Source organism: Zobellia russellii, assembly GCF_018728565.1.
Taxonomy (GTDB): Bacteria; Bacteroidota; Bacteroidia; order Flavobacteriales; family Flavobacteriaceae; genus Zobellia; species Zobellia russellii.
The window spans coordinates 289,101-313,109 of record NZ_JACSOI010000002.1 but is presented as its reverse complement, the minus strand read 5'-3'; the positions used below and the strand labels follow the sequence as shown (position 1 = coordinate 313,109).

The following is a 24,009-nucleotide window of genomic DNA, read 5'->3' as shown; positions in this document are numbered from 1 at the left end:
TGGATAATGCAGTATAGAACATTAAAATCCTTTTACGGTTACATCTGCTTTGCTATAGGTGTATTGTTCATTTCGGCAAACGGTTTTGCCCAAAAAGAACCACAGTATACGCAGTATATGTACAATATTGGTAGCTTCAACCCTGGTTATGTGGGATCGGTTCAGAATCCTGAAATAGCAGCTGCCTATAGGGCTCAATGGTTAGATGTAGATGGGTCTCCCCGTACGATTCGCTTAGGTACCAACATACCATTTGCCAATGAAAGAACAGGCATGGGGTTCAATATTATAAGCGACCAATTGGGGCCATCAACTCAGACATATGTAGAGTTGGCTTATTCCTATCAATTTAATGTATCGGATAAAGCAAAGCTTTCTTTTGGTATGGATGCCGGTGGTTCATTCTTAAACGTAGATTTTTCAAAGGGTACGTTCGAAAACCCCGGAGAACCTATTTTAGGGCGTGAGACCATTTCAAAATTCTACCCGACTATTGGGGCTGGTTTCTTCTTGTATGAAGATGATATTTGGTATTTAGGAGCGTCTATTCCCAATTTTTTAACTGATGGAATCTATAATGATGATGTCGCCACGATTATAGAGGATAAAATGCAATTCAATTTTATTGGGGGGTACGTTTTTGATGTTTCGGAAACATTAAAGTTCAAACCCGCTTTTTTATTGAATTATATTAACGGAGCTCCATTGAACACCAATCTTAGTGCTAACTTTTTGTTTAATGATCGGTTTACAATGGGCGCATCCTATCGTTTGGGGAGTGCCGTTAGCGGTTTAGTTGGCTTTCAGATTACGAGTGGTAGCTTTATTGGTTATTCTTATGATTACAACACAAACCCACTAGGAGAGTTTAGTAGTGGTTCCCATGAAGTTATTCTTAAGTTCTTCTTGGGTAAAGGTGATGGTTCCGGAGGAGGCAACAAGAGCTTAAAAGGAAAACCAAAACAAATAGATACGCCAAGATTTTTCTAATATTAGACTATGAAATTCAAAATCTTCATATTACTTTTTACGTTGACCGTGGCACCATCGTTCGGTCAAGAAATGACATCTAAGGGCGATAAGTATTTTTATAGTTATGCGTATGAAGATGCTATTTTAGAATATAACAAACAAATGCAAGAGGGTAAGTTCATTACCAACCATCAGCTCTTGAATTTGGCCGATTCCTATTTTAAAACGGGAGAATATAATAAAGCATCTAAATTATATTTAGATATTAATAAGAACGATACTATCATGTCTGCACATCGGTTTAACAAGATGTTGCAGAGCTTGGCTAAAATCTCGGAACAAGAAAGAGTAAAGGCCTTTTTGAAGTCCAAAAGCAATGTTCTTGAAAGTGAATTGGTAGAAAATGCGGACTTCAATTATTTACTACAGGATAACAAAGAAACGGAGTCTGCAGGGTTCTTTATTTTTACATTGAACGGTAATAGTGAATTTTCCGATTTTTCACCTGCTTTTCACGAAGACAAGTTGCTGTTTAGTAGTGGTAGAAAGAACAAATCAAAACGAATTTATGGGCCATCTGGGGAGTCGTACTTGGATATTTATGAGGCCGATATAGAAAAGGGTGGAAACATCAGCAATGTAAATGTATACAAAGGCGTGCCAGATTCCCCTTTTCACAAATCTACACCTTATTACTCCAGTATTACAGGAGGAACGTACTATGTGCTTTCCAACGCTAACGGAAAACAACTTTCGTTTGATGAGAAAGGAAAAAATGCACTGGCAATTGGTATGGCCTATGAAGGCGGACTTTTTCGGTTTTTGCTAAAAGACTTAAGTACCTCTTTTTACTATCCTTTCTATGATGCGGCAAGCGAAAGATTATATTTTGCGGCAAATTTTGATGATAGTTATGGGGGAACCGACCTTTATTATGTTGTAACCAATAACGGTCAGGTTATGTCCGAACCCATCAATATGGGGCCTAGAGTCAATACTCCTGGAAATGAAATTGCTCCTTTTGTCTACGATAATAGTCTCTTCTTTTCTTCCGATGTTTTTTATGGACTTGGCGGTATGGATGTATACCGAAGCAATATTCAGCCAGATAATACCTTGAGTATTCCTGTAAATCTAGGAGAAGGAATCAATACGAAATATGATGAATTTGGCTTTATTATTCGCCCAAGCGAAGGACATGAGCTAATGGGATATTTTTCGTCTAATAGACCAGGAGGTAAAGGTAATGATGATATTTATGGCTTCAAGATAGCAAGTAAACCAGGGCCACGCACACTTATATTTAAGGGTACGGTAGTGAAACCTCCCTACGATACCCCTATAGCTAATGTGGGCGTAACGGTTTTTGATAAGGATGGTGCTGTACTCAGTCAACTGGTTACTAATGCCAATGGGGCCTATCAAGTAGAGATACCCTATACAGATGTGGTTTCCATGGAGATTTCCAAAGATGGTTATTCAACATTTAAAGAGAAATACAATCCAAAGGAATTAGAAGAATTACAGAAGGCGCCATCTCAAATACAATTGGTCTCTTTAGAGGATATTGTTAGGGAGAAAGAAGGAAAGAATGTGCTAAGCCTGAATAATTTCTATTTTGAGACAGGCAAGAGTAATGTAACCTTGGCCATGACACCGGAATTGGACAAGGTAGTAGATGCCATAAAAAAATTCCCTAAACTTAAAATTTCAATTGAGACCCATACGGATAGTAGAGGAGGTAGCAGTTCTAACAAACGTATATCTGAAAAACGTTCTGCAGCAATAAAAGCTTATTTATTGGCGAACGGAGTGCCAAATGAAAACATTACCAAGGCCGTTGGTTATGGCGAGGAAAAAATTACCAATAACTGTACAAATGGCGTGTACTGTTTGGACTTTTTACATAAGCAAAACCTTAGAACGCTATTTGTTATCGAGAATTATGAGGAACTAAGTAAGTAAGCTTGGTTACTACGGTTAATTGAAGACTACAATATAAAAGTAGTATACGGAAAAGAGCGATAGAAAGAGAATACCTAAGTAGGTCAGTAGTTGCAATGGTTTATTCGGTTTGTTGGCTTCCGGTATTTCTTCGCTCATTACATTTTTTAAATTCATATACCCTACAATAGGTGCTACAACAAAGGAAACAAAAGTTGCCAAGGCCACTAATTGCCCCATGTTGGATTTAAAGACGCTTACAACGGTAAAGTTTACACATGCCAAGGCAAGTACGCCAAATGCGAAAATCCGTTTATTTCCAGACAATTTCAAGTTAGAAAATAGCAGGTCTATTATATCTAGGCTAACCCTGGCCAAGGCGTCATGTGCCGTCATACATGTACTGAACATGGTTGCGAAGGCAGATATGGCAATTAGAATATAGGCCCATGGTCCAATGTGGGTGGTGAATAATTGTACGATTTGATCCGCGAAGGTTACTGCATTTCCGCTTAACGCAGTGTTGGTACCATAGAGGGTCATACATCCGATTATCAGAAAGAAAATTGCCAATAACGATGTTGTAAAATACCCCACCTTAAATTCCTGTAGAGATTCCCTTAAGGAAGGTTTGGGTTGGGTCTTCCATTTTTCTACACTCCATAGGCTTACCCAGCTAGAAGCCTCTACTGTAGTGGGCATCCACCCCATTAAACTAATTAGAAAAAGAATTCCCGTGCTATCAAAAATTGGTGGTGAGGTAAAGTCTGAAACCGGTATTACGGGGCCTTTCAGCAGAACAACAATGGTTGTGACCAAAAGGGCAAGGAATAAAATGGAGACCACAAACTTTAGGGATATCTCCATAAATCTATATTTGCCAATAATAAGTAGGAGACTTATAAAAGCAAAAAGGGCAAGAGATATATAATTAATGTAAGTTTCAGATATCTGAAAAAGATTAATGAACAACCCAGCGGTTACCGTATATAAGGCTGCTAGAATGGTAAAAGTGGTTATTAGGTTAATAATGGCATAAAACCACAAATAACCTCTACCTCGGTTGAGGTAACCTTCCGTAAGCGTTTTTCCTGTAACATTGGTGTAGCGCACCCCAAACTCAAAAAATGGATATTTAAAAATGTTGGCCAAGATGATAGGAATCGCCATTACCCATCCGTATTGGGCGCCAGCTTTTGTAGAAAGAACCAAGTGAGATGTTCCTATTGCCATACTGGCGAAAAGTAGTCCGGGTCCGAGGTTGTTTAGAAGCACTTTTAATTTTGACACCTTAAAATGAATTTAGGCAACCAAAATAGGTTTTTTAAACGAAAGGGAGGTTTATTTTATTTCAACACGTTCGCCAAAAAACTTGGGTTGTGTGTTGAAAAGTAAATCTAGAAATACCTTAACTCGCGCTAAATATTCCCGTAGCTGAACCTTTAGACCTTCTTTGCCACTAATGCCTGTTGCGTTGTAGCCAATAGCCTTTAACCCCTTTTTCTCGGCCAAGTAAATGGCTCTTTGGTTGTGGAATTCTTGAGATATAACAGTAACGTTGTCTAATCCGAATACTTCTTTGGCACGAACCATGGAATCCAAAGTTCTAAATCCGGCAAAGTCCAGAAATATTTTTTCAGGAGGTATTCCATTAGCCATTAAATCTTTTTTGAACGTATTGGGTTCGTTGTAATAGCGAGTACCGTTATCGCCGCTTACCAATACAAAGTCAATTTTTTGGGCATTATAAAGCTCAACCGTAGCTTTTATGCGGTAAGTATAGTACGGGTTGGGAAGACCTCCAATCAATTTTTTAGAAGTTCCTAGTACCAACCCCACCCTGTTTTTCGTGATTTCATTTGAATCCGAAAAGGTCTTACCTTCTGCAGATGAACTTATTATGTAGTCACATAACAGGATAAAGAGAAAAAGGACTATAATAAGTAATCCACCAATTTTGTAGAGCCTTTTTCTCATATAGATATTAAGTATGATATAAATATAGGCAAAAGAAAGCCTAGGAGCGCTTTCTTTTAAATAAGCTCGTTCAAATCCTTTTCTAGTTGTTGAATTTCCGATTGTATGCTTAGATACCCTCTTTTGGGAATTAAATCTAGCTTTGAGGCCAATGTATTTGCCTCAAAAATAATGTTGCTCAATTTAATATTAAAATTACGGGCTGTCTCATACTTTCTGCCATCGGAATTACCATAATAATTAGATTGAAACCTGAGTTTTATTTGTTGAAGCTTTGCAATCAACTTTTCCGTTGGGTGCTCAAATTTGGGGTGTAGTAAATTGATTGATGTTTGTGTAGAGTTCGAGGCCATATTGCTATAAATTAAGATGAAGGCTAAAACTAATCTTAGCCTAATATTGTTAATATTATGATTTCGAGGTATAGAGGATAACGTTAAAAATTATGAGTTACATTGATTATTTCGATGAGTGGTAGGATTTTGTTTATTATAGTATGTGGTATTTAGGAATAATGTATTTTGACGAGACTATTATTTTAGAATTCATGGAGCAGAGCTAGGGTGTCATATTTTCTAAAATTAGAGAGGCCGACTTAATCAATTTTAAGTCGGCCTGTTACAATTATTTAAAGACTAACGGAGTCTATAAATTACAATACCAAACATTCATACTTTCTAAGTTTCCCCTAATTACAGTATTGTTCATCAAGGTACCACCAAGAATAAAACCGTGTTTACTAAAGGTAATGTTTAGACCATATGAGGTAGCACGAACCAAAGCGTATAAAGTTTTGTACTTGTTGCTTGAAACACGTTGCTTAATCTCTTGAACTAAATAGTAGTTCAGATTTTGCCCGTTATAATTGGGATGTGTGGCAAAATCCATGATTTCTACGCTAGATTCATTCTCCTGAATTTTTAGGATAGCGGAAACCAAAAGAGCATCATTTTCAAAGAGGCCATAAAATTCATGGTTTTCATGTAGTAGCTGCTTTAGATACTCTGGATCATGAATGGGAAACGGATAGGACTGAAATGCCATTTCGTGCAAACGAATGATAGACGGTAAATCTTTTTCACCAAGTTTACGTATCTCAAGATGATCAGGCAAAGCAAAGAACGCATCTTCCGAAGAACTATTGGCCGCGAGAGCAATTGTCTTTACCGAAGTAATGGTTTTCTTTACCTGACTAGGGCTGTTGGCACGTTCGGTACTGAGGTAATCGGCTAAAAAATAACCGGCTTGCTCTCCGTTGTATAGTTTAGGTATTTTAGCCTCTACAGTATATCCCTTAGATTTAAAAACATCAATAGCCTCTTCTGGAACTCGACTCAGAATTTTATCGTATTCCTTTTTATGCGCTATGGTTTTCATGTTCTCTATTAGCAAATCCCAGTTGTACTGTTCCGTATCCATAAGGTATACGCGATTATGTGCGCGACCATGTTGTAAGGTGGCCCCATTAATTTTCTCTAGGGTATCGAACATTTATCTATTTGATTTGTGTTTTTTATTGTATTTACGCTCTGATCTGACCTTCGCCAAAAATGTAGTACTTGTTGGTTACAAGTTCATTTAATCCCAAAGGCCCACGGTGATGCAATTTGTCCGTGCTAATGGCCAACTCGGCCCCAACGCCCATTTGGCCGCCATCCGTGAAGCGAGTGGAAGCATTTTGGTAGACCGCAGCACAATCTACCTGTTCCATAAAATGCTGGGCCGTATCCTTGTTTGTGGTCATAATTGTGGCCGAATGCCCGCCGGAATGCTCGTTTATGGTTGCTATGGCCTCATCTGTTTTGTTGACCGTACCTATACAACATTTCATGGCTAGAAACTCTTCTTTCCAAACGGATGGGTCGGGAATTAGAGGTTCGTCCTTTAGAACCTTTTTGGCATCTTCATCAACCAAAAGACTTACACCATTGGTTTTGAGAATATTTGCCAAGTCCACCATTTTCTGCGAGTAATCCTCAATATCAGTATGAATCAAAATCTTATCCAATGCGTTACATGCAGATATCTTTGCGGTCTTTGCATTCAATATTACTTTCAGGCTCATCTCCCAATCCGCATTTTCATCAACATATAGAAAATTATTGCCTCTCCCGCTTACTAGAACAGCACATTTGGCATGTTCTTTTACAAAAGCAATCAATTTTTCACCACCTCTGGGTACAATTAAGTCTAACTTTTGTTCAGGATTTTTTAAAAAGGCTTGGGTTTCTTTACGGTTCATGTTCAATAGTTGAATATAATCCGTGGGTAAATTGTTTTCCTCTAGTGCCCGATGCCAAAAATCAACAAGGACCGTATTGCTGTGCAACGCTTCTTTACCTCCTTTTAGCAGGATGGTATTGTTCGCTTTAAAAGCAAGAACGGCAGCTTCGATGGTTACGTCCGGTCGGGATTCGTAAATGATCATAATGGTGCCAAATGGAGCCGTTTTATTGGTTACGTGAAGTCCGTTAGGTAAATCCTGAGTTGAAATTTCTTTGCCAACTGGATCTTCTTGCGAGCGCACCTTGTTTACGGCAGCGATCATCTCGTCAATTTTTTTGTCATCAACTATCAGACGCTCATAGAGTGCCTGGTCATCTTTATTAAAAAGGTCTAAGTCCTTTGTATTGGCTTGGAGCAATTCTGTCCGGTTTTCGTTCAGAATACGGACCATAGAATCCAATACGTTGTTCTTTATATCTGTTGTAAGTAGTTTCATTTATGCTTCTTGTTTTTCTAGGGCAACTCTAGTGCCCACATCTTTTCCGTCTATAATATCTATTATCGTACGGTCTTTTTTACCGTTAGCAATATAAGTAGGTATGCTATTGGCTGCCGCTTGTTGGGCGTAATCCAGTTTGGACCCCATACCGCCGCGTCCTTCGCCAGCAGCTTTATTACTGTCTTTTATGTATTTGTTGAAATCGTCCTCTGGTCCTACATGTGAAATAAGGTCACTGTCATCAGCATTTGGGTGCCCCGTGTAAAGTCCGTCAATATCGGTTAGGATAATAAGTTTATCGGCATTCATTAGTTGAGCTATCAAACTGGCCAACTCATCGTTATCTGAAAACATGGACATGGTAACGGACACAGCATCATCTTCATTGGCAATAGGTATTACCCCTTCCGAAAGCAATCCTTCGCAACATTTAATCATATTCTGGCGGTGTACACCTGGACTAAAATCGCGTTTGGTGGGAAGTACTTGAGCACATTTCATACCGTAATCATGGAATATGTTGTAGTACAACCGCATCATTCTAGGCTGGCCAATGGCGGAATATACCTGTCGTCTTTGCGTATCGTTCTCAATACTGGAATTGCCCAAAACTTCCTTTCCGGCAATTACCGATCCGGACGAAACCAAAATGGTAATAATGCCCCGCTCATAGAGTTCCGCAATCTGTTCTACCAACCTGCGCAAGACCGGCCGTACAATACGGTTGTCCTTATTGGTCATTACGTTGGTGCCAACTTTTATTACTATAAGTTCCTTATGCATAATGTTCTTCTTTACCAAGTTCAACAGCACGGTCAAAAGCCGCGAATGCCGCTTCTTTTATAAGTTCACTTACATTATTGTCATCCATAGAATCTAGAGCGGCCTGCGTTGTGCCACCTTTACTAGCTACGCGGTCCATCCAAGAATTAGGACTTAGGTTGTTCTGGTTAAAAAGTTCAATGGCGCCCGTAAAGGTTTCGCTCACCAAAACAGTGGATACTTTTTTGGAAAAGCCCATTTGTAGCGCCGCCTCCATCATACTCTGCATAAAATAGAACACATAGGCAGGGCCACTTCCGGAAATTCCGGTAGAGGCATCAATAAAGTTCTCATCGCTTACACGGATAGATTTGCCCGTAGTGTCCAAGAGACTTTCTACGGTTAAAAGTTCAATTCGTGAAACCTCGCTTGAAGAGGTGTAGGAGGTAAGTCCTTTTCCAATTTTGGCCGGCAAGTTGGGCATGGCGCGTACAATCTTACTTAAGCCGGATTGCTCTTTCATGGTTTCTATGGTAATACCTGCCATGATGGAGATTAAAATCTGTTCCGAATTGACCATAGGCTTTATGGTCTCGAACAATTTTGTGGCATGGTACGGCTTTACGGCAATGAAAATAATATCCGCTTGCGGTACACATTCCTCTAAGGTTTTAAAAGCGTCAAAATGCGCTATTTCATTCAGTTCTTTCAGTTTCTCTTCGGAACTGTCCAATACCATAATGTTCTTTTTTTTGAGCAATTTAGATTTAGACATGCCTTCTGCATAGGTCAATCCCATATTTCCGGCTCCGATTACTAGTACTTTCATGAATTTGTTTTAAAAGATTACTATTGAATATTTAAAGTAAAGTGTTGAGGTTGGTTTTAGATAAAGAGTTGACATTCATCATAGTTCTTTATTTTTCCGTAATAGGTTTTACGGTATTTCTGAAGGGTGTTGATAGGTAGCCCTAAAAAGTAGCGCTTAATGGAAGTTACCCTTGTGGTTAAGGGCCCCATTTTCGCGCTATAGTGCTTTTCTGTTTTTGTTTTTCTTCTGATATATAATAGCCTCATAAAATTTATTTAGCTTGTAACATATCATAATAGATAGCTATCGCAAGTATATGGTGTTAAGGTTTTGTTATTGTAGTCCAAATGGGTTACTATCTTACTTAAAATGTAAGGTATTTCAATATACTTGTAGTTGTTTTATGGGGAATCCTAAGAAACCGAAATAATGTGAAGAATAATAAATACAATGGATTTGTGAAAAATATAAGAATTTATGACGTAATTGTTTTGTAAGAAACAATCTTACAATTATGATGGTAAGGTTGCTATCGTTTTTTAATCATGCAGTTTCATTCTGATGAATCAACGATTGGAAGAATAAGTTTTGATCCATTTCGAGAGTGAGGAGGGTTTTGGGCGAAATAAGCAGAGAAGATAATTCAATAGGTTTTTTCAAATTAGTGTAATAAACTTTATTTTTAGTTCCCCCTTTTGTATTTATAGAGTACTCATAAATAACCTGAAAAAATGGATTTGTTCAATAAAAAAAAGTTAGAGGAGGTTACTAGTGACTTGGAAAAATGTAGGTCGGAGAAACATAAATGTGATTCTGAGAGGCAGGCCTTACTATCCAAATATTCAAAAATCATTGACTTAAAGAAGGAAGTTGAGACTGTTACTAATGAGCTACAGGTTTTAAGAACAAATATGGAAACCCTTGAGACTAGATATGAAAAGGGGAGGAAACTTTATAATGAATTGGTTAGTGAGACAGAATTATACGAGAATCGGTTAGAATTGATGTCGTATGGCCATTACGAACCCATTTTTGATTTCGAAACTGCTGACAGCTATAAAGAAGAGATATATAAAGTAAAGGCATTACAGAAAGAAATGATTTCAAACAAAACTGCTATTACTTGCTATACTCAGTGGTATGTTGAAGGAAGCGCAAGTAAGGGAACGGCTATGACTAATCGTCAAATGAAATTGATGTTAAGAGCTTTCAATAATGAATGTGATGCTTTGATTTCTAAAGTCAAATGGAATAATATATTGAATATAAAAGTGAGAATACTAAAATCAATAAATTCTATCAATGCGCTCGGTAAGTCGAATCAAATCTTAATCAATGAGGAGTATTGGCATCTTAAGGAAAAGGAACTGGAATTAACTCACGAATATAGTCTTAAAAAGTATGAAGAAAAAGAAGCGCAGCGGGAGGAAAGAGCAAGAATAAGAGAAGAAGAAAAAGCTCAAAGGGATTATAACATAGCTAAAAGAAAAGCTGAAAAAGAAGAAGCTATGTATCAGAAGGCATTAGAAAAAGCCAAGCACGATTTGGGATTAGTAGACGGAGAAGAACTTGTTAAATTACAGAGTCAAATATCTGATTTAGAGACTAACCTTAGTATTGCGCGCCATCAGAAAGAAAGGGCTTTGTCCATGGCTCAGCAAACAAAATCGGGTTATGTTTATGTTATTTCTAATATTGGGTCCTTTGGAGAGAATATGTATAAAATTGGTTTGACACGTAGATTAGAGCCATTAGATAGAGTAAAGGAGCTTGGTGATTCTTCCGTTCCTTTCAAATTCGATGTTCATGCATTAATATTCTCGACAAATGCACCTGCTCTTGAATATCAGCTACATCAAGTCTTTAAGGAGAGAAGTGTGAATTTAATAAATTTTAGAAAGGAGTTCTTTAAAGTTTCATTAGATGAAATAGAGAAAGAGGTCAATAAAATATTGGATAAGAATATTGAGTTTGTGAGAACTAGTGAAGCGAAGGAATTCAAAGAATCTGTTAGTATTAGACAAGCTCAAGTAGAACAAAATGAAGCCGCAAAAAAATCAAATAAATTTCCAAAGCATTTATTTGAACAAAGATAGCATAAGTATATAATTTTTGTAAAGCTATATAGTGCTACATGTTGGGTAAGTGGGTATTATACATTGTTTGGAAAAATTGATTTCAAATAAAATGCACTATTAAGATTCTGGAGAGGATAAAACCAAAAAACCCTCGAAAATCCGAAGATTAACAAGGGTTTAAAGTACTCGAGACGGGACTTGAACCCGTACGGACTAATGTCCATTGGATTTTAAGTCCAACGTGTCTACCAATTCCACCACTCGAGCCGCTATTGGTAAAGTCTTTAACAAAAAAACGCTGTCATGCAGCGTTCAATTCGTTGAGCGGTATTTTGCTCTTAGAGCGAAAAACGGGATTCGAACCCGCGACCTCCACCTTGGCAAGGTGGCGCTCTACCAGCTGAGCTATTTTCGCGTTTTGTATTAAGGTAAAGAACGTGACATCTTTCACAGATGCGGATGCAAATTTAATACAATTCTCTAAAACGCAAAGAAATTTTTTATGAAATCTGAAAAATAAAAAAAAACGGTTTTCAGGACTAAAAAATCAAGAGGTGGCCTTCTTGTTTTTGGTGAGCAACCGCTTAATTTCATTCAATTTCATAAGGGCTTCAACGGGTGTTAAGGTGTTGATATCTAGATAGGTGATTTCTTCCTTTATTTGTTCCAGTAGGGGGTCGTCCAAATTAAAGAAACTCAATTGCATTTCATCTTGGGCACTTTGTAATTTGTCCGTTAGCTCTTCACTGGAGTGCGATTTCTCCAATTTTTTGAGAATTTTGTTCGCTTTGTGAATGACTTGGGAGGGCATTCCCGCCATTTTTGCCACGTGAATACCAAAACTATGCTCGCTTCCACCTTCGGTTAATTTACGCAAGAAAAGAACATTGTCTTTTAGCTCTTTTACGGATACGTTAAAGTTTTTGATGCGTTCAAAAGTGTTACACATTTCATTAAGCTCATGATAATGTGTGGCAAAAAGTGTTTTTGCCCTTGCCGGGTGTTCGTGCAGATACTCGCTAATAGCCCATGCAATGGAAATACCGTCATAAGTACTGGTTCCACGGCCTATCTCATCTAAAAGAACCAAGCTGCGTTCTGAGAGGTTGTTTAGGATGGAGGCTGTTTCGTTCATTTCTACCATAAAAGTAGATTCACCCATAGAAATATTATCGCTCGCACCAACTCGTGTAAAAATTTTATCTACATAACCAATTTCGGCAGCTTCCGCAGGTACAAAGGAGCCCATTTGTGCAAGAAGTACGATTAGCGCCGTTTGTCTTAAAATGGCGGATTTACCACTCATGTTAGGACCGGTAATCATGATAATTTGCTGCTCGTCCCGGTTTAAAATTACATCATTGGCAATATACGTCTCGCCCAAGGGCAATTGTTTTTCTATGACCGGGTGCCTTCCGTTTTTAATATTGATTTCGGTAGAGTCGTTAATTACCGGTTTGGCGTAGTTGTTCTCTTTGGCCAGTTGTGCAAAGCCGCAAAGACAATCCAATTGCGCAATTTGCTGTGCATTGTTCTGCACAGGTGCAATATATTCCTGTGCCCAAACTACCAATTGGGAAAACAGCTGTTGTTCCAAGTTGAGAATACGTTCTTCCGCACCCAGGATTTTTGCTTCGTATTCTTTGAGCTCTTCCGTAATGTAGCGTTCGGCATTTACCAAGGTCTGTTTGCGTATCCATTCTTCCGGTACCTTGTCTTTATGTGTATTTCGGACTTCAATGTAATAACCAAAAACGTTATTGGAGGCTATTTTAAGGGAAGTGATTCCGGTGCGCTCGGTTTCCCTGGCCAACATTTTGTCCAAATAATCCTTGCCCGAAAAAGCCAGTCCGCGCAATTCGTCCAGCTCGTCCGAGTATCCATCGGCAATGGTTTTACCTTTTGGAATATGAACAGGAGCTTCTTCATTGATCATTTCTTTGATCTTGCTACGAAGCATATCGCAAGCATGTAGCTGGTCTGATATAAGCTGAAGCGACTCGTCTTTACTCTGTGCCGTAAGCTGTTTTATGGGAATAATGGCTTCAAGTGAATTCTTGAGCTGTACGATTTCCTTTGGATTTACCTTTCCCGTAGCTACTTTGGAAATAAGGCGTTCCAAATCGCCCATTTGCTTAATGCGCTGCTGTATTTTTAATAAAGTATCATCGTTGCCGTGCAAATGGGAAACCACTTGATGCCTTCGGCTAATTTTCTCCGTATTTTTTAAAGGTAAGGCCAACCACCGCTTCAACATTCGCCCTCCCATAGGTGATAAGGTCTTGTCTATAATACTTAGAAGGGTTACCGCATTTTGATTATAGGAATGGTAAAGTTCCAAGTTTTTGATTGTAAAGCGGTCCATCCAAATATGTTCCTCTTCCGCAATACGTTTTAAACTGTTTATGTGTTGCAGTTGGCGGTGTTGCGTTTCGGATAAATAATGCAATACCACCCCGGAAGCAATAATACCGTGTGCCAGATGGTCTACGCCAAACCCTTTAAGGGTGCTGGTCTTAAAATGATTGGTTAGGGTTTCTTGCGCATAATCGTTCTGAAAGACCCAATCTTCCATATAGAAGGTGTGAAACTGCTTCCCAAAAACATCTAGAAATTCTTTTTTGTGCTTTTTGGAAACCAAAACCTCATTAGGAGCAAAGTTTTGCAGGAGTTTGTCTATTTGTTCTTCGGTGCCCTCCGAAGTTAAAAATTCGCCTGTAGAAATATCAACAAAGGATACACCCAATAATTTTCTACCAAAATGAACGGCACAAAGAAAGTTGTTGGTCTTTGCGCTTAAAATATCGTCGTTCATGGCAACGCCGGGAGTAACCAATTCCGTAACGCCCCGTTTTACAATGGTCTTGGTCATTTTGGGATCTTCCAACTGATCACAAATGGCCACCCGTTCACCGGCCTTTACCAATTTGGGTAAATAGGTGTTGAGGGAGTGGTGCGGAAAACCGGCCAATTCTGTGCGGTCACCACCATTATTACGGTGGGTGAGTATAATGCCCAGAATTTTGGATGCTTTTACGGCGTCCTCACCAAAAGTTTCGTAGAAATCGCCTACACGGAACAATAACAGGGCATCAGGATACTTGGTCTTGATGGTGTTGTATTGCTTCATTAAAGGCGTTACCTTTTTTGTTTTTTGCGATTTTCCCAAAGCGATAAGAATAGTTTAATTTTACGGCGAAAGTCAGTAAAACGAAAGTACTATTTTTTATAGGGATGTTAAACCATTGTTGATATTTCAGGATAAGTTTATCTTCAGTGTTTTGCCTTATATGTAACCATAAAAATAACCCGTTTAGGGAAATCTTAGCATGCGCAAACTTAAGAATGAAGAATTGAACCGATTGGATGTAGAAGCTTTTAAAAAGGCCGAAAAATCGCCCATTGTTATTGTTTTGGATAACATACGAAGCTTGAATAACATAGGTTCTGTCTTTAGGACGGCGGATGCATTTCTAATAGAAAAAATATACCTCTGTGGCATTACCGCGCAGCCTCCGCATAAAGACATAAGAAAAACAGCTTTGGGCGCTACCGAGAGTGTGGTTTGGGAATATCGTGAAAACACGGTTGATCTGGTAAATTCCTTGACATCTGACGGTTATACGGTTTTGGCCATTGAGCAGGCAGAAAATGCGGTAATGCTTAATGAGCTTACCGTAAATACGGATAAAAAGTATGCGCTAGTATTCGGTAATGAGGTAAAAGGAGTTTCGCAAGAAGTGGTGAACGCCAGCCATACGGTAGTGGAGATTCCGCAATACGGCACCAAGCATTCATTGAATATTTCGGTGAGTGCAGGTGTGGTTGTTTGGGACCTCTGGTCTAAATGGAATGCCTTAAAATCTTAGTTGGGCAACCGAACGGCAAATTTGGTGATCTTATCAATAATGGTATTGTAGTCGTCTTTGTTTTCTACAAAATCCATATCTCCCAATTCAATAATCAAGTTGTTCTGTTCCGGATATCCTTTTATAAACTCAAAATATCCCTTGTTAATCTTTTTAAGATAGTCAGGGGCTATTTTTTGTTCGTAATCCCTGCCTCTTTGCTTAATGTTATCCAGCAAACGTTCCGTAGTTTGGTAGAGGTAGACGTATACTTTAGGTTTTTTCACCTCTTTGTACATCAAATGAAAAAGCTTTCGGTACAGTTCAAATTCTTCCGCCTGCAATGTAATCCGTGCAAAAATAAGGGACTTGTAAATGTCGTAATCACTCACCATGAACTTTTTGAAAAGGTCATATTGCGAGGTGTCATCTGTAAACTGTTGGTATCTATCCGCTAGAAATGACATCTCCAAAGGAAAGGCATAACGGCTTTGATCCTCATAAAATTTGGGCAGGAAGGCGTTATCCGCAAAACGCTCCAATACCAGTTTCCCGTTAAAATCTTCCGATATTTTGTTGGCCAAGGTAGTTTTACCTGCTCCAATGTTACCTTCAATAGCAATGAAGTTTAAATGGGCAAATAGGTCGGCTCTGTTGCGATGCAGCTTAAAGGCCGTACGTTCTAATTTACCTTTGTCCCTACATTCTTGAATAAGGTTTCGTGTATCCTTGTTCACTATCGGATGATAAAATTGCGGTGCAATATCGGATAAAGGTTTAAGCACGAATTTCCTGTACGTCAGTTCCGGATGGGGAATAACCAAGTTTTCGGAAATAAGGACCTCCCTTTCGTAATAAAGAATGTCAATATCAATAGGCCTAGGTTGGTAGCCTTCTTCCGTAAATCGTCTTCTTCCTAATTGCGTTTCTATTTTTAAAAGGGTGCGCAAAAGCTCTTGCGGAGCCATGGTGGTTTTTAACGACAGGCAAATATTCATGAAGTCGCTAGATTCAAAACCCCAAGAGCTTGTTTGATACACATGAGATATCTTCTGGACTTCTCCGGCGGTGCTGTTTATAGCGAATACTGCGTCTTGCAGGTTATTTAAGGTGTCACCAAGATTACTTCCTAGTGATAGGTAAACTGTTTTGGGGTTGCTCATAATATATAGCAAAGTAACAAAAAGTAGAGGTGAGTTCATTATCTTTGGGTAAAAATACTAACCCAATTTTCATGAAATTTTTAAGAAATCTTCTGGCGGCCATAATTGGCTGCTTGATTGCTTTTGGAGTTATTTTCATAATGACCATTATTTTTATTGGCATTGCAGGTAGTTCCGAAGAAACCGTCTCCATAAAAAAGAACTCCATTTTGGAGCTACAATTAAAGTTGCCTATTAGTGATTATGTGGGTAACAATGATATGGATCCGTTTACCGGGGCATTTATGGAACAATCCCAAGGTTTGGATGAAATTCTGCATGCCATTACCGTAGCAAAAGATGATGATGATATTAAGGGTATAAGCATCAACAATAACTTTATGATGGCCGGTCTGGCACAGACACAGGCGGTAAGAAAGGCATTGGAAGATTTTAAGGCTTCGGGTAAATTTATTTATACTTATGGCGATTTTTACATGCAAAAAGATTACTACTTGGCCAGTGTGGCGGATTCTATTTTTTTGAATCCGGTAGGTGGATTGGATTTTCGTGGATTGTCTACCGAAGTTCTTTTTTTTAAGGATTTACAAGAGAAGACCGGTGTAAAGATGGAGGTTATTCGCCATGGAAAATATAAGAGTGCTGTAGAGCCTTTTATCTCTAATGAAATGAGTGAGGCCAATAGAACCCAGATTGAAGAATTAATGGGTTCGCTTTGGAATTCAATGATTGAGGACATCTCTAAAGGAAGAGGTATTTCGCATACCGATCTTAACATTATTGCAGATACTTTAGGAGGGAGAACCCCAGAATATGCTAAAGTAAACGGCCTCTTAGATGATGTTATTTTCTTTGATCAATATGAAGAAAAACTAAGAAATGCCATTAATCTGAAAAAAGAGGACGATTTAAATATTGTAGCCTTAGAGGACTATGTAATTCGTTCCAACAAGAAAGTGCTTAAAAAAGGTAAGGATAAGATTGCCGTTGTTTTTGCGCAAGGCGAAATACTTTATGGCGAAGGTGGCCCTGATGTAATTGGTCAAGGTATTATAAACGAAGCCATTATTAAAGCGAAGGAAGATGAGGATGTAAAAGCAATAGTTCTTAGGGTGAATTCTCCCGGTGGAAGTGCGCTGACCTCAGATATCATTTGGCGAGAAATAGAATTGGCCAAAGAGGTGAAGCCTGTTATAGTCTCTATGGGTAACGTTGCCGCATCCGGTGGGTATTATATTGCAGTTGGTGCGAACAAGATTTTTGCGGAACCTACAACGGTTACCGGGTCTATAGGAGTTTTTGGAACCGTGCCCAATATGACCGAGTTGGCCGCGGATATAGGTGTAAATGCAGAACAGGTGGGGACCAACAAAAATTCTCTGGAATATTCATTTTTTGAGCCTATGACCAGTGAGTTTAGAGGATACGTTCAGGAAAGTATTGAGCATACATATGATACCTTCTTGCAAAGGGTCTCTCAGGGGAGGAATATTAGTATGGCAGAAGCGGATAGCTTGGCACAGGGTAGAGTATGGAGTGGGGTAGATGCAAAGCGTATAGGCCTCATAGATGAACTTGGTAATTTAGAGGATGCTATTGCCGAAGCCGCCCGAATGGCAGAATTGAGTGATTACGGAATAAAAAAGTTTCCGAAATATAAAACCGGTCTGGAACGTATCTTAGAAGATTTAGGAGGTGCCAGCGCAAAGGTGAAACAAGAGTTTATAGAAGAGGAAATAGGTATGGAAGCATATTCTATACTAAAGCAAGTAAAGTCCGCTATGAATCAAGAAGGCGTTCAGGCGCGCATGCCTTTTGTGTTGGACATAAAATAACAAAGATCAGTTGTTTAAAATAGAAAGAGCCAGCGTGTAGCTGGCTCTTTTGGTATATAATTGATTTTGATGTTCTATTTTACAAGGTTGATTTCTACTCTTCTGTTTTGAGCACGACCATCTTTGTACATGTTAGAGGCAATAGGTTTGCTTTCGCCATAACCAACAGCGGTTAATCGGGAGCTGTCTATACCTTTTTCTACCAAGAAATCTTTTACGGACGTAGCTCTGGACTCTGATAACCTTTGGTTGGTAGCTTCGCTTCCTACACTATCCGTGTGTCCTTCTACGGTAAATTTGGCATCCGGGTATTCTTTAAGAATAGTAATGATGTCTACCATAACACTTGTAGACTCCGCTTTAATACTCGCTTTTCCAGAATTAAAAAGAATAGTTTTGGCGTAATCGTTCAATTGCTTCTGTACTTCTTCGGTAACTTCAGGTGCTTCTGGGCAACCGTTGTTGGCAACCGTTCCCGCTTCATTGGGGCAGTCATCATTTTTATCCAGTACACCGTCGCCATCAGTGTCAGGCCATGGGCATCCTTCATTTTCGGCAGCACCCGCTTCATTTGGGCACTTATCATCTTCATCCATAACATCATCACCGTCGGAATCTACCAAGGGGCAACCATCGTTTAAAACTTCACCTGCTTCTTCAGGGCACTTATCGTCTTTGTCAACTACGGTATCACCATCAGTATCAGGCCATGGGCAACCATTGTTTTCCGCTGGTCCAAATTCATCGGGGCAATCGTCTTTTCTGTTTACTATTCCATCACCATCTCGATCTTTAGGTTTTCCTTGGTATACCGGTATTTTTAATCCTGCATATACATCTGCAGCTTTGGAATTGTCACTTAACAATAAGGTCATAACAGACCCGGAACCAATATACAAAGGTCCTGCTCTAAAACCGGCACCCCATTGTGCTCCGGAACCTTGGGTAAGGCTTACGGGCATATAAAAACTGAACCATTTACTTTCAAAACGTGGAGTTAAGGACACCATAGTAGGTATTCTATTCGTGTTTACCTTGCTGTTGGAACGTAATGAGAAATCCGTGTTTAAATTCAGGTAAAACCTTTGGTTCAAACTATAGTCCACATTAAAATGAAGAGCTGTGGGTAAAGCGAATTTTTCAGAAGACCCTGTTCCTGTCTGGGTGTATAAATTATCTAGGATATCCTCTAGATTGTCTTCGTTTTCAAAATCTTCTTCATTTACCGTTCCCGTAATATCATAATTGTTCTGTGTACCATTTTTATAGTTAATGGAACCTATATCACTAATGGCAAGGGCAAATTTCAGTTTGTATTTATTCTGATGTTTAAAAGTGTTAAAACCGTCTTTTGAAGAATAGGAAGCGTAATCCGGTCTCCATTCGTATACGGCTCCTAAGTCTACGCCAAAACCTGTGGCACCATCAACGATTTCAACATCAAAATCTTCAAAGTTGTCATCAATATTATCACTATGTCCATAGTTTACTTCACCAACGGACTCAATACTTCCTGTAGTTCGTCCTCCGGGAAGGGGAGTGCCATCGGCATCATAATCTATGGTAATGTTTTTACCGCTGGCGTAGGCATTGCCCATACCTTGTAGGTATTTTAATGAGATACCTCCTTTTAAGAAATGCTGATCTTTGTTCATGAGGACCTGCGCATAGGTAACCCCAACTTCTGCCCATGCATTTGCAGTTAGGTACACATCGTCTTCATCGATCAAAAGATCATCGTTCTCATCAAAATCGTTGGAGATGCTTTCAAAGGTATTTCCGTTTATTTTATTTACGTTGTAGCCTACTCTTCCCCGGGTAAAAATGGCCAAGGAGCTTTTTGGGGTAAGGTTGAACATAAAGGAGGGGCCTAGCACATCTGCATTTCCAAAAAAGTTGTTGCTGTCTTTTGGGTATTTTGTGCCGTCCGTATCAAAGTCAAAATCGGATGTAACTACATCTCCCAATTTCAATCCGTAGTAATCATTACTGAAGAAAGTACTTGCGCCTACAATGTTTATATCGGTTTTAAATCTGGAATCGGTAATGTTTGCAGGGTTGGAAATTAGGCTGTGTACACCGCTGTAGTTGTCTGTCAAGAAACCGACATACGATTGTGCTTTGGCACTTAATCCGCCTAAAACAAGTAATGATGTAAGTATCGTTTTTTTCATGCTTGGTATTTTTTAAGCTATTTTTGGTTTTTAGGTAGTGATGCAATAACGAACGACCATCGGCGAAATTGTAACGTTCACCGATGTTTTTAATAAGAAATTACATATGAATGTGAGAGATAGCCGTTTGGCATATCAGATATACCTGTATTTGGGAGCCCTTTTTATTACCTCATTGGTGGTTTCCAATCTTATTTTTCAGAAGTTTTTCTATTGGAACCCGTTTGGTGATTTTACTATTTTTGGCGTATCCTTGTTTGAGGTATCCGTTGGAATCCTACCTTACCCCATTACTTTTTTGATCACGGACTTGATTTCTGAAATTTACGGAAGAAAAAAGGCTAACCAGATAGTTACGGCCGGCATTTTTGCAAGTTTGTTCTCTATGGGGATAATTCTTGTGGCAGAGGTGGCCCCTGCCATACCATCTTCTCCGGTAGATGATAGTACGTTTACCAATGTTTTTGCACTTTCTCCCATAGCGGTTTTGGCATCCATGATCGCTTATCTTTTTGCACAATACATAGATATTGCTATTTACCACTTTTGGAAAAAGCTTACTAAAGGCAAGTATCTTTGGGTGCGTAATAATTTTTCTACTTTTCTTTCTCAGTTTGTAGATACCTTCACCGTGGTAGGGCTGCTTTGTGTTTTTGGAATTCTGCCATGGCACCTATTTTTTGGCTTAGTGGTAAGTGGATTCATTTTTAAGATTTTTATAGCATTTCTAGATACTCCTTTTTTGTATTTGCTCGTATATATCATGAGAAAACGGTTCAAATTGGCCGTGGGCGAAGAAATAGCCTTAGAGGTATAATATTCAATGCTTTTTTGAGTTGTATCCGATAGGGTTAAGAATCTTGATTTAAGAGCTAAAAAGACCGCTCCACTTTTGTTAGGTTGAGGTTTGTTTAATGGCGATTTTAAGGTTTGGATGAACGCATGCCTATTTTGTTCCGTTAAATTTTATTTGAATCAGTATTTGAATTAAAAATATGAAAAAGAAAATAATCAGGATTATAGGAGTAATAGTACTACTTATAGTGGGTGTGTTGATTGCGGCTCCTTTCTTTCTAGAATCCAAAATTGGAGATATTATTAAGAATAACGTAAACAATAATGTGAACGCTACACTTGATTTTTCGGAAGCCGATTTAAGCCTTTTTAGTAGTTTTCCCAATGCAGAAGTAAGTCTGGAAGATGTAGTTCTGTTGAACAAAGCACCATTTGAAGGCGATACGCTTTTTGCTTCTAAAAAAGTAGCGCTTTCCATGGGTATTGGAGAGTTGTTTAAAGGGCAGGATGAGCCTATAGGGGTTAAAAGTCTAACCGTAGATGGTGCCCTCGTTAATGTTACTATTGATAAGGAAGAAAATGCCAGTTTTGACATAGCTATACCTTCTGATGAGCCCAATGCACCTGCCGAAACAGAAAGCACGGATGGTTTTAACCTTGACCTGCAATCGTATGCCATTACGGACACCAAAATTGTATATGATGACCGATCTACCGGAATGCTTTTGGAGATTTCGGAGATGCAACACAATGGTAAAGGCGACCTTTCTTTGGAGAAATCAGAGTTGGATACGTTTACGGAAGCTTTGGTTTCTTTTGAAATGGACAGTACCAATTACTTGAACAAGAATAAAATTCAGTTAGATGCCCTTATTGGTGTTGACTTAAAGGAAAGTAAATACACTTTCTTGAAAAATGAGGCCCTAATCAATCAGTTGGCTTTAGTATTTGATGGTTTTATTAAAGTGAATGAGGATAACCAAGAGATTGATATTTCGTTCAAGACCCCATCTTCCGACTTTAAAAACTTTTTGGCGGTTATTCCACAGGAGTATTCAAAAAATATAGAGAACGTTAAAACTACCGGAAACTTTATGTTAGATGGTAAGTTTAACGGTATTGTAGATGAGGAGCATATTCCTAAGTTCAATATTAAGATCAATTCAGAAAATGCATCTCTTAAATATCCCGATTTACCAAAATCCGTTAGAAACGTCTTTATAGATACAGAGATTAACAATACCACTGGTATTGCAGAGGATACGTATGTAGATATTGACAAGCTTTCCTTTATGATCGATGAGGATAAGTTTAATATGACTGCTAATATTAAGGAGTTAATGGGTAATACCAAGGTAAAGGCCCATATAGATGGTAAAATGAATTTGGCCAATCTTAAGAAGGCATATCCTGTTCCGGCCGATTTAGATTTAAAGGGACTTCTAGTGGCAGATGTAAGTACGGCATTTGATATGGCTTCCATAGAGAAGGAGCAATATGAGAAGACCACCACAAACGGAAAAATTAGTGTTAGCGATTTTGAATACAAGTCCGCTGAAATACCAAACCCTGTAAAACTTAAGACCACAAGTTTAACCTTTAACCCTTCTACGGTTACCCTTAATGAATTGAGCGGTACTACCGGAAAGACTGATTTTAGTGCCAAAGGAACTATTAAGAACCTGTTGGGCTTTATGTTCAATGACGAAAAGGTAGAGGGAGATTTTGACCTTTCTTCAAACACTTTTGCATTAAGCGATTTTATGGTTGAGGAGACGGAACCCGAAGTATCCGGAAACAAAACTGAAGAAAGCAAAACAGCAGGTACTACCGAGGAGAAAATTAAGATTCCATCTTTCTTGGATGCTAATATAAATGCATCGGCAAATACGGTTCTGTATGACAACCTTACGTTAAAAGATGTAAAAGGTAATTTGAAGATCAAGGATGAAAAGGCTACACTTTCTAATATGACCTCTTCTATTTTTAATGGTAAAATGGCTTTTAATGGTGAGGTTTCAACAAAAGAAGAGACCCCAAGATTTGCCATGAATTTAGATATGAAGCAGTTGGGGATAAGTGAAACTTTTAAGTCTCTTGAGCTTTTTAAGGCAGTTGCACCAATTGCTCAGATTTTAAAGGGAACGCTAGATTCGGATATTAAACTGTCCGGTAGTCTAACGGATGATTTGGTGCCGGACCTGTTGACTTTGACCGGTGATATCTTTGCGGATATCATGACAAAGGAAATTGATTCGGAAAGTGCCCCGTTGCTTACCGCTCTAGATAGTAAGTTAAATTTTATTGACCTAAAGCAGCTTAATCTAGACGACCTGAAAACTAAACTTACTTTTGAAAATGGTCTGGTAAACGTGAAGCCTTTTACTGTAAAATATAAGGATATAGCCATCAATGTTGGGGGTAGCCACACTTTTGATAAAAAAATGGATTACAAGGCTACTATGGAGGTGCCTGCTAAATATTTAGGTAGTGATATAGGTAAGTTGATCGCTCAGATAGGTGAGGATGACCTTAAAGACTTGAAGATTCCCGTAGTTGCCAATATTGGGGGTAATTATGAAAACCCTAGTGTAAGTACGGATTTGACCTCTGGAGTAAAGACCTTAACCAATCAATTGGTTGAGATTCAGAAACAAAAATTGGTCAATAAAGGTAAGGATAAGGCAAAAGATTTAATCGGTAATGTTTTAGGTGGAAATTCATCTAAAACCGATTCTACCAAAACATCTACTAAAGATGATGTAAAAGAAGTTTTAGGTGGTCTTTTAGGAGGTAGTAAAAAAGATACGACCACGGTTAAAACGGACACTGCGACACCAAAGAAGAAGGAAGAAGATGTGGTTAAAGAGAAAGCGAAAAATATTTTAGGAGGTCTGTTGGGCAAGAAAAAGGAGAAGTAGAGCC

Annotated in this window: 18 protein-coding genes and 2 tRNA genes; 7 read left to right on the top strand and 13 right to left on the bottom strand. The window is 38.7% G+C overall.

Annotation, left to right across the window (positions count from 1 at the left end; translation table 11 throughout):
• The first annotated feature begins 6 nt into the window (after window positions 1-6).
• The gene (locus tag H9565_RS06895; protein WP_215438478.1) at window positions 7-990 is read left to right on the top strand and encodes a PorP/SprF family type IX secretion system membrane protein; all 984 of its coding nucleotides are present in this window, start codon (window positions 7-9) and stop codon (window positions 988-990) included.
• 9 nt (window positions 991-999) lie between these two features.
• Window positions 1,000-2,937: an OmpA family protein gene (locus tag H9565_RS06890; RefSeq protein WP_215438477.1), complete on the top strand. Its 1,938-nt coding sequence runs from the start codon at window positions 1,000-1,002 to the stop codon at window positions 2,935-2,937.
• Between the two features lie 15 nt (window positions 2,938-2,952).
• Here H9565_RS06890 and H9565_RS06885 read toward each other — a convergent pair whose 3' ends face one another.
• The 8 genes from H9565_RS06885 to H9565_RS06850 form a co-directional block, all read right to left on the bottom strand.
• Entirely contained in the window at window positions 2,953-4,206 is a 1,254-nt protein-coding gene (locus tag H9565_RS06885; RefSeq protein ID WP_215438476.1) for an NRAMP family divalent metal transporter, read from the bottom strand.
• A gap of 51 nt (window positions 4,207-4,257) precedes the next feature.
• Window positions 4,258-4,893, bottom strand: a complete 636-nt coding sequence (locus tag H9565_RS06880) for a SanA/YdcF family protein (protein ID WP_215438475.1) — start codon at window positions 4,891-4,893, stop codon at window positions 4,258-4,260.
• A 56-nt stretch (window positions 4,894-4,949) separates the two neighbouring features.
• A complete protein-coding gene (locus H9565_RS06875; protein WP_215438474.1) occupies window positions 4,950-5,246 on the bottom strand; it encodes a hypothetical protein in 297 nt (98 codons plus the stop codon).
• Window positions 5,247-5,538: 292 nt separating this feature from the next.
• Entirely contained in the window at window positions 5,539-6,384 is an 846-nt protein-coding gene (gene ablB, locus H9565_RS06870) for a putative beta-lysine N-acetyltransferase (protein ID WP_215438473.1), read from the bottom strand.
• A gap of 31 nt (window positions 6,385-6,415) precedes the next feature.
• Window positions 6,416-7,615: a glutamate-5-semialdehyde dehydrogenase gene (locus H9565_RS06865; RefSeq protein ID WP_215438472.1), complete on the bottom strand. Its 1,200-nt coding sequence runs from the start codon at window positions 7,613-7,615 to the stop codon at window positions 6,416-6,418.
• Window positions 7,616-8,401 carry a glutamate 5-kinase gene (gene proB, locus H9565_RS06860; protein WP_215438471.1) on the bottom strand — a complete coding sequence of 262 codons (786 nt, stop codon included), beginning with the start codon at window positions 8,399-8,401 and terminating at the stop codon, window positions 7,616-7,618.
• Window positions 8,394-9,209: a pyrroline-5-carboxylate reductase gene (gene proC, locus H9565_RS06855; protein WP_215438470.1), complete on the bottom strand. Its 816-nt coding sequence runs from the start codon at window positions 9,207-9,209 to the stop codon at window positions 8,394-8,396. The genes proB and proC overlap by 8 nt, the downstream gene beginning before the upstream one ends.
• Window positions 9,210-9,265: 56 nt before the next feature.
• Entirely contained in the window at window positions 9,266-9,457 is a 192-nt protein-coding gene (locus H9565_RS06850; protein ID WP_215438469.1) for a hypothetical protein, read from the bottom strand.
• A 465-nt stretch (window positions 9,458-9,922) separates the two neighbouring features.
• Here H9565_RS06850 and H9565_RS06845 point away from each other — a divergent pair, with 465 nt between their 5' ends.
• Window positions 9,923-11,287, top strand: coding sequence for a DUF4041 domain-containing protein (locus H9565_RS06845; RefSeq protein WP_215438468.1), 1,365 nt, complete (start codon window positions 9,923-9,925; stop codon window positions 11,285-11,287).
• Window positions 11,288-11,452: 165 nt separating this feature from the next.
• Here H9565_RS06845 and H9565_RS06840 read toward each other — a convergent pair.
• The 3 genes from H9565_RS06840 to mutS all read right to left on the bottom strand — a co-directional run bounded on the left by H9565_RS06840 (window position 11,453) and on the right by mutS (window position 14,399).
• Window positions 11,453-11,536: transfer RNA gene (locus H9565_RS06840), tRNA-Leu, on the bottom strand.
• 75 nt (window positions 11,537-11,611) lie between these two features.
• Window positions 11,612-11,684 (bottom strand) — tRNA-Gly (locus H9565_RS06835).
• A 132-nt stretch (window positions 11,685-11,816) separates the two neighbouring features.
• Window positions 11,817-14,399: a DNA mismatch repair protein MutS gene (gene mutS / locus H9565_RS06830; RefSeq protein WP_215438467.1), complete on the bottom strand. Its 2,583-nt coding sequence runs from the start codon at window positions 14,397-14,399 to the stop codon at window positions 11,817-11,819.
• Between the two features lie 199 nt (window positions 14,400-14,598).
• On the opposite strand from mutS, the gene H9565_RS06825 reads away from it, so the two are divergent.
• The gene (locus H9565_RS06825) at window positions 14,599-15,138 is read left to right on the top strand and encodes an RNA methyltransferase (protein ID WP_215438466.1); all 540 of its coding nucleotides are present in this window, start codon (window positions 14,599-14,601) and stop codon (window positions 15,136-15,138) included.
• Here the strand turns inward: H9565_RS06825 and folK are convergent.
• The gene (gene folK, locus H9565_RS06820) at window positions 15,135-16,280 is read right to left on the bottom strand and encodes a 2-amino-4-hydroxy-6-hydroxymethyldihydropteridine diphosphokinase (RefSeq protein ID WP_215438734.1); all 1,146 of its coding nucleotides are present in this window, start codon (window positions 16,278-16,280) and stop codon (window positions 15,135-15,137) included. The two genes, H9565_RS06825 and folK, sit on opposite strands and share 4 nt — an antisense overlap.
• A 71-nt stretch (window positions 16,281-16,351) precedes the next feature.
• On the opposite strand from folK, the gene sppA reads away from it, so the two are divergent.
• Window positions 16,352-18,115, top strand: a complete 1,764-nt coding sequence (sppA, locus tag H9565_RS06815; RefSeq protein ID WP_215438465.1) for a signal peptide peptidase SppA — start codon at window positions 16,352-16,354, stop codon at window positions 18,113-18,115.
• A gap of 74 nt (window positions 18,116-18,189) precedes the next feature.
• Here sppA and H9565_RS06810 read toward each other — a convergent pair whose 3' ends face one another.
• Entirely contained in the window at window positions 18,190-20,289 is a 2,100-nt protein-coding gene (locus H9565_RS06810) for an OmpA family protein (protein ID WP_215438464.1), read from the bottom strand.
• A 106-nt stretch (window positions 20,290-20,395) separates the two neighbouring features.
• On the opposite strand from H9565_RS06810, the gene H9565_RS06805 reads away from it, so the two are divergent.
• Complete coding sequence (locus H9565_RS06805) at window positions 20,396-21,106, top strand: queuosine precursor transporter (RefSeq protein WP_215438463.1); 711 nt, start codon at window positions 20,396-20,398, stop codon at window positions 21,104-21,106.
• Between the two features lie 178 nt (window positions 21,107-21,284).
• On the top strand, window positions 21,285-24,005 hold the full coding sequence (locus tag H9565_RS06800) for an AsmA family protein (protein WP_215438462.1): 2,721 nt from the start codon (window positions 21,285-21,287) through the stop codon (window positions 24,003-24,005).
• Window positions 24,006-24,009 lie beyond the last annotated feature (4 nt).

Coding starts and splice junctions, on each gene's coding strand:
- H9565_RS06875 (WP_215438474.1), bottom strand. CDS start 5,246: ATGGCCTCGAACTCTACACAAACATCAATCAATTTACTACACCCCAAA.
- H9565_RS06850 (WP_215438469.1), bottom strand. CDS start 9,457: ATGAGGCTATTATATATCAGAAGAAAAACAAAAACAGAAAAGCACTAT.
- H9565_RS06845 (WP_215438468.1), top strand. CDS start 9,923: ATGGATTTGTTCAATAAAAAAAAGTTAGAGGAGGTTACTAGTGACTTG.
- H9565_RS06825 (WP_215438466.1), top strand. CDS start 14,599: ATGCGCAAACTTAAGAATGAAGAATTGAACCGATTGGATGTAGAAGCT.
- proB (WP_215438471.1), bottom strand. CDS start 8,401: ATGCATAAGGAACTTATAGTAATAAAAGTTGGCACCAACGTAATGACC.
- H9565_RS06800 (WP_215438462.1), top strand. CDS start 21,285: ATGAAAAAGAAAATAATCAGGATTATAGGAGTAATAGTACTACTTATA.
- H9565_RS06810 (WP_215438464.1), bottom strand. CDS start 20,289: ATGAAAAAAACGATACTTACATCATTACTTGTTTTAGGCGGATTAAGT.
- H9565_RS06890 (WP_215438477.1), top strand. CDS start 1,000: ATGAAATTCAAAATCTTCATATTACTTTTTACGTTGACCGTGGCACCA.
- proC (WP_215438470.1), bottom strand. CDS start 9,209: ATGAAAGTACTAGTAATCGGAGCCGGAAATATGGGATTGACCTATGCA.
- mutS (WP_215438467.1), bottom strand. CDS start 14,399: ATGAAGCAATACAACACCATCAAGACCAAGTATCCTGATGCCCTGTTA.
- ablB (WP_215438473.1), bottom strand. CDS start 6,384: ATGTTCGATACCCTAGAGAAAATTAATGGGGCCACCTTACAACATGGT.
- sppA (WP_215438465.1), top strand. CDS start 16,352: ATGAAATTTTTAAGAAATCTTCTGGCGGCCATAATTGGCTGCTTGATT.
- H9565_RS06880 (WP_215438475.1), bottom strand. CDS start 4,893: ATGAGAAAAAGGCTCTACAAAATTGGTGGATTACTTATTATAGTCCTT.
- H9565_RS06865 (WP_215438472.1), bottom strand. CDS start 7,615: ATGAAACTACTTACAACAGATATAAAGAACAACGTATTGGATTCTATG.
- H9565_RS06895 (WP_215438478.1), top strand. CDS start 7: ATGCAGTATAGAACATTAAAATCCTTTTACGGTTACATCTGCTTTGCT.
- folK (WP_215438734.1), bottom strand. CDS start 16,280: ATGAGCAACCCCAAAACAGTTTACCTATCACTAGGAAGTAATCTTGGT.
- H9565_RS06805 (WP_215438463.1), top strand. CDS start 20,396: ATGAATGTGAGAGATAGCCGTTTGGCATATCAGATATACCTGTATTTG.